The organism is Burkholderia sp. Se-20378 (assembly GCF_017104665.1).
Lineage (GTDB): Bacteria > Pseudomonadota > Gammaproteobacteria > Burkholderiales > Burkholderiaceae > Burkholderia > Burkholderia lata.
The window spans coordinates 1-4,813 of sequence record NZ_JAAGPG010000586.1 but is presented as its reverse complement, the minus strand read 5'-3'; the positions used below and the strand labels follow the sequence as shown (position 1 = coordinate 4,813).

Annotated in this window: 6 protein-coding genes and 1 pseudogene; 6 read left to right on the top strand and 1 reads right to left on the bottom strand. The window is 68.1% G+C overall.

Annotation, left to right across the window (positions count from 1 at the left end; all coding sequences use genetic code 11):
• The 3 genes and pseudogenes from G3N93_RS34205 to bioB all read left to right on the top strand — a co-directional run.
• A pseudogene (locus G3N93_RS34205) lies at window positions 1–160 on the top strand (8-amino-7-oxononanoate synthase); the annotation flags it as partial.
• Window positions 157–876, top strand: coding sequence for a dethiobiotin synthase (gene bioD, locus G3N93_RS34200; RefSeq protein ID WP_206134954.1), 720 nt, complete (start codon window positions 157–159; stop codon window positions 874–876). The pseudogene G3N93_RS34205 and the gene bioD, both read left to right, overlap by 4 nt.
• Window positions 877–931: 55 nt before the next feature.
• On the top strand, window positions 932–1,954 hold the full coding sequence (gene bioB, locus G3N93_RS34195) for a biotin synthase BioB (protein WP_174937680.1): 1,023 nt from the start codon (window positions 932–934) through the stop codon (window positions 1,952–1,954).
• Between the two features lie 79 nt (window positions 1,955–2,033).
• Here bioB and G3N93_RS34190 read toward each other — a convergent pair whose 3' ends face one another.
• Entirely contained in the window at window positions 2,034–2,951 is a 918-nt protein-coding gene (locus tag G3N93_RS34190; RefSeq protein WP_069249003.1) for a LysR family transcriptional regulator, read from the bottom strand.
• A 259-nt stretch (window positions 2,952–3,210) separates the two neighbouring features.
• On the opposite strand from G3N93_RS34190, the gene G3N93_RS34185 reads away from it, so the two are divergent.
• From G3N93_RS34185 to G3N93_RS34175, 3 genes are all read left to right on the top strand, one after another.
• On the top strand, window positions 3,211–3,993 hold the full coding sequence (locus G3N93_RS34185) for a 5-oxoprolinase subunit PxpA (protein ID WP_174937678.1): 783 nt from the start codon (window positions 3,211–3,213) through the stop codon (window positions 3,991–3,993).
• A 16-nt stretch (window positions 3,994–4,009) separates the two neighbouring features.
• Entirely contained in the window at window positions 4,010–4,252 is a 243-nt protein-coding gene (locus G3N93_RS34180) for an acetyl-CoA carboxylase (RefSeq protein ID WP_206134953.1), read from the top strand.
• 4 nt (window positions 4,253–4,256) lie between these two features.
• A partial coding sequence (locus G3N93_RS34175) for a biotin carboxylase N-terminal domain-containing protein (protein WP_277396590.1) occupies window positions 4,257–4,813 on the top strand: 557 nt, incomplete at its 3' end.

Below are 4,813 nucleotides of genomic sequence, written 5' to 3'. Positions count from 1 at the left end.
CCGGCCGCCGACGGTGCCGGTCGGCACGTCGCGGCTGCGCGTGTCGCTGTCGGCCGCGCATTCGTTCGACGATCTCGCGCGGCTCGAAGCCGCGTTGATCGAAGCCAGCGAAGAGGCGGCCGCCGTCGTCGAGGCAGCCCCGCATAAGGCCGCAGCATGACCGCTCCGCTCTCGCTGTTCGTCACCGGCACCGACACCGAAATCGGCAAGACCTTCGTGTCGGCCGCACTGCTGCACGGCTTCGCGCGGCACGGCCTGCGCGCGGCCGCGCTGAAACCCGTCGCAGCCGGCGCGTATGAACGCGACGGCGTGTGGCGCAACGAAGATGCCGACCAGCTCGACGCGGCCGCGAACGTCGTGCTGCCGCCCGAGCTGCGCACGCCGTTCCTGCTGAAAGCACCGGCCGCGCCGCATATCGTCGCCGCGCAGGAAGGCGTGACGCTCGACATCGACACGATCGTCGCGTGCCATCGCGAAGCGCTGACGCGCGCGGACATCGTCGTCGTCGAAGGCGCCGGCGGCTTCCGCGTGCCGATGAACGACACGCGGGACATGGCCGATCTCGCGGTCGCGCTCGCCGTGCCGGTCGTGCTCGTGGTCGGCGTGCGGCTCGGCTGCATCAACCACGCGCTGCTCACCGCCGATGCGATCGCCGCACGCGGCCTCAAGCTCGCCGGCTGGGTCGCGAACCACGTCGACCCGGCGATGTCGTTCCCCGACGAGAACATCGCGACGATGCGCGACTGGCTCGCCCGCGAGCACGGCGCACCGCTGCTCGGCCGCATTCCGCACATGAGCCCGGCCGCCCCCGAATCCGCCGCGGCGATGCTCGACATCGCCGCGCTCGTCGAGACGCTGCGCACCGCGCAGCCTTGACCCAACCGAAACAGATCCCCCGATCCCTCATCCCCGACCAGGACAGGAAAACGATATGACCCAAGCCCAGACTGCCGCCCCCGTGCAACCCGACGCGATTCCCGTGGCCGCTCCGGTCTCGCAGCGCTGGCGCGTCGCCGACGTCGTCGCGCTGTTCGAGCTGCCGTTCAACGACCTGCTCTTCCGCGCGCAGCAGGTGCACCGCGAGCACTTCGACGCGAACGCAGTGCAGCTGTCGACGCTGCTGTCGATCAAGACGGGCGGCTGCGAGGAAGATTGCGGCTACTGCTCGCAGTCGTCGCACCACGACACGGGCCTGAAGGCCGAGAAGCTGATGGACGTCGACGCGGTGCTCGATGCCGCGCGCGCGGCGAAGGCGAACGGCGCGAGCCGCTTCTGCATGGGCGCAGCATGGCGCAACCCGAAGGAGCGCCACATGCCGGCGCTGACCGAGATGGTGCGCGGCGTGAAGGAACTCGGCCTCGAGACCTGCATGACGCTCGGCATGCTGGAAGACGAGCAGGCGCAGGAACTCGCGAGCGCGGGCCTCGACTACTACAACCACAACCTCGACACGTCGCCGGAGTTCTACGGCCAGGTGATCTCGACGCGCACCTACCAGGATCGCCTCGACACGCTCGACCGCGTGCGTGACGCGGGCATCAACGTGTGCTGCGGCGGCATCATCGGGATGGGCGAATCGCGCCGCGAACGCGCGGGCCTGATCTCGCAGCTCGCGAACCTGAACCCGTACCCGGATTCGGTGCCGATCAACAACCTCGTCGCGATCGAAGGCACGCCGCTCGAAGGCACCGCGCCGCTCGATCCGTTCGAATTCGTGCGCACGATCGCGGTTGCGCGGATCACGATGCCGAAGGCCGTCGTGCGCCTGTCGGCCGGCCGCGAGCAGCTCGACGACGGCCTGCAGGCAATGTGCTTCCTCGCCGGCGCGAACTCGATGTTCTACGGCGACCAGCTGCTGACCACGAGCAACCCGCAGTCGCAGAAGGACCGTGCGCTGTTCGAGCGCCTCGGCATCCGTTCGAGCGATGCGGACGCGATGTCGGCGAACGCGTAAGCGCCACGCACGGCGGATTCGTGCGCCGCATGAAAAAGCCGGGATACGTTCCGGCTTTTTTTACGCGTGCGCCGCGCACTCAGCCCGCCCCGCCCAGCGCGCGCGGCTCCATGAACGTGTGCCGGAAATAGTCGCGCACCGCGTGCATCGCGGGGCTCAACTCGATGTCCTTGCGCCAGGCGAGGCCGACGCTCATCGGCGGGACCGGGTCGCGCAGCACGATCGTCTCGATCCGCCGGCCCTCGAGCGACCACGGCCGGTACACCATGTCGGACAGGATCGCGACGCCGCTGCCGTTCGCGACCATGCTGCGGACCGCCTCGACCGACGACGTGCGCAGGATCACGTTCGGCCGGTATGGCGTCTCGTTCCAGTAGCGCAGCGCCGTCTGCCCGGCCTCGTCGACCGTCAGCATCACGAACGGCTCGCGCGCGACTTCCGCGAACGTGACGCTTTCGTGCCTGAGCAGCGGGTGATGCGCGCCGACCCACAGCCGCCGCACCGAGTGGATCACCGGCTCCAGCACGAGCGCCGGATTCGACACGTTCGACGTGAGCAGCACGGCCATGTCGTAGCGGCCCGCGATCAGCCCTTCCTCGATCGACTCACGGTTCAGCTCGTGCAGGTGGATCGTCAGCCGCGGGTACAGCGTGTTCAGCCGCAGCACGTGATGCGGCAGGAAGTAGCCGAGCACCGTGTAGCTCGCGGCGATCGCGAGCGTGCCGGTCAGCGTGCTTTCGAGGTTCGGAATCCGCATCGCCTCGTCGACCGACGACAGGATCGTGTACGCGTGATTCAGGAAGCGCCGCCCCGTGTCGGTGAGCGTCACGCCCGACGGCGTGCGCAGAAAGAGCTGCGTGCCGAGGCTGTCCTCCAGCTCCTTGATCGCGCTCGTCACGGCCGACTGCGAAATCGTGAGCTGGATCGCGGCCTGCGAGATCTGGCCGAGCTCGGCGGTCGCGACGAAATACTTGAGCTGTCTGAGGGTCAGGGCCATGGTCGATGAGAAAACAGATGGGCACGCGATAAACATCATAACAACCGTGCGGCGCCCATCAACCTGACTGCGTGGAAACCCTGCCACCCCTGCTGCGACGGCCCTTGGCGGCCGCTCTCCGGGGTATCTAAAAAATCGATACGACTGCATCCAAAAATAGAACTTTTTTGACGCACCCCACGCGACTAACCTGCGTTCAACACGGTTTCGGCATGCGCCACGACGCACGCGAACCGGAGAACCTGGAGGAGCACACCGTATGAGGAAGCACAGCGTCGACCTGAACTCCGACATGGGAGAAGGCTTCGGTCCGTGGACGATCGGCGACGGCGTCGACGAGCAGATCATGCCGCTCATCAGCTCGGCAAACATCGCCACCGGCTTTCACGCCGGCGATCCGAACATCATGGCGCGCACGGTGCAGCTCGCGCGCGACGCCGGTGTCGGCATCGGCGCGCACCCGGGCTTTCGCGATCTCGTCGGCTTCGGCCGCCGCACGATCGCCGAAACGCCGCAGGCGCTCGTCAACGACATCCTGTACCAGCTCGGCGCGCTGCGCGAGTTCGCGCGCCTGAACGGCGTCAGCCTGCAGCACGTGAAGCCGCACGGCGCGCTCTACATGCACGCGGCCGCCAACGAGGCGTTCTCGCGGCTGCTGATCGAGACGCTGCAACGTGTCGATCCGGGCCTGTGGCTGTACTGCATGGAGGCGTCGGTCACCTACCGCGTCGCAGTCGAATACGGGCAGCCGGTGATCCGCGAGTTTTACGCGGATCGCGACTACGACCGCAGCGGCTCGATCGTGTTCACGCGCCGCGTCGGCCGCCTCGATCCGCGCCAGGTCGCCGACAAGGTGCTGCGCGCGTGCATCGACGGCAAGGTGCGGACGATCGACGGCGACGACATCGACATCGATTTCGATTCGGTGTGCATCCACAGCGACACGCCGGGCGCGCTCGAGCTCGTGCGCGACACGCGCCACGCGCTGATCCGCGAAGGCATCCGGACCGCCGGGCCGCAACCGCTCGCCGCCCATCACTGATTCAAGGAGACACACGATGGCATTGCACGAAATCGTCAGCCCGCTACCGGGCACCTTCTACCGGCGTCCGTCGCCCGATGCGGACTACTACGTCGCAGTCGACGCGACGGTTGCCGCCGGCGCGGTGGTCGGCCTCGTCGAGGTGATGAAGCAGTTCACCGAGATCGAAGCCGATGCGGGAGGTCGCGTGGTCGAGCTGCTCGTCGAGGACGGCGAGCCGGTCGACGCGGGCCAGGTGCTGATACGGCTCGAGGGGTGATGCGATGAAACCGGAAACTTCCCCCGACACGTTCTACCGCCCGTCGCGGATCCGCACCGTGCTGGTCGCGAACCGCGGCGAGATCGCGGTGCGCGTGATCCGCGCCGCGCGCGAGCTCGGCATGCGCGCGGTCGCCGTGGTCAGTGACGCGGACCGCGACAGTCTCGCCGCGCGCATGGCCGACGAAGCCGTTCACATCGGCTCGTCGCACGCGGCGAAAAGCTACCTGAATCCCGCCGCGATTCTCGACGCCGCGCGGCAGTGCGGCGCGGACGCGATCCATCCCGGCTACGGCTTCCTGTCCGAAAACGCCGCATTCGCCGCGCAGGTCGAAGCGGCCGGCCTGATCTTCGTCGGCCCGGACTCGCAGGTGATCGCCACGATGGGCGACAAGGCCCGCGCACGCGAAACCGCACGTCGCGCCAACGTGCCGACCGTGCCCGGCAGCGACGGCGTCGTGCAATCGCTCGACGAGGCACGGGAGGTTGCCGCGCGCATCGGCTACCCGATCATGATCAAGGCGGCCGATGCGCGCGGCAACCTCCCGTGCCTCGTCGAGGG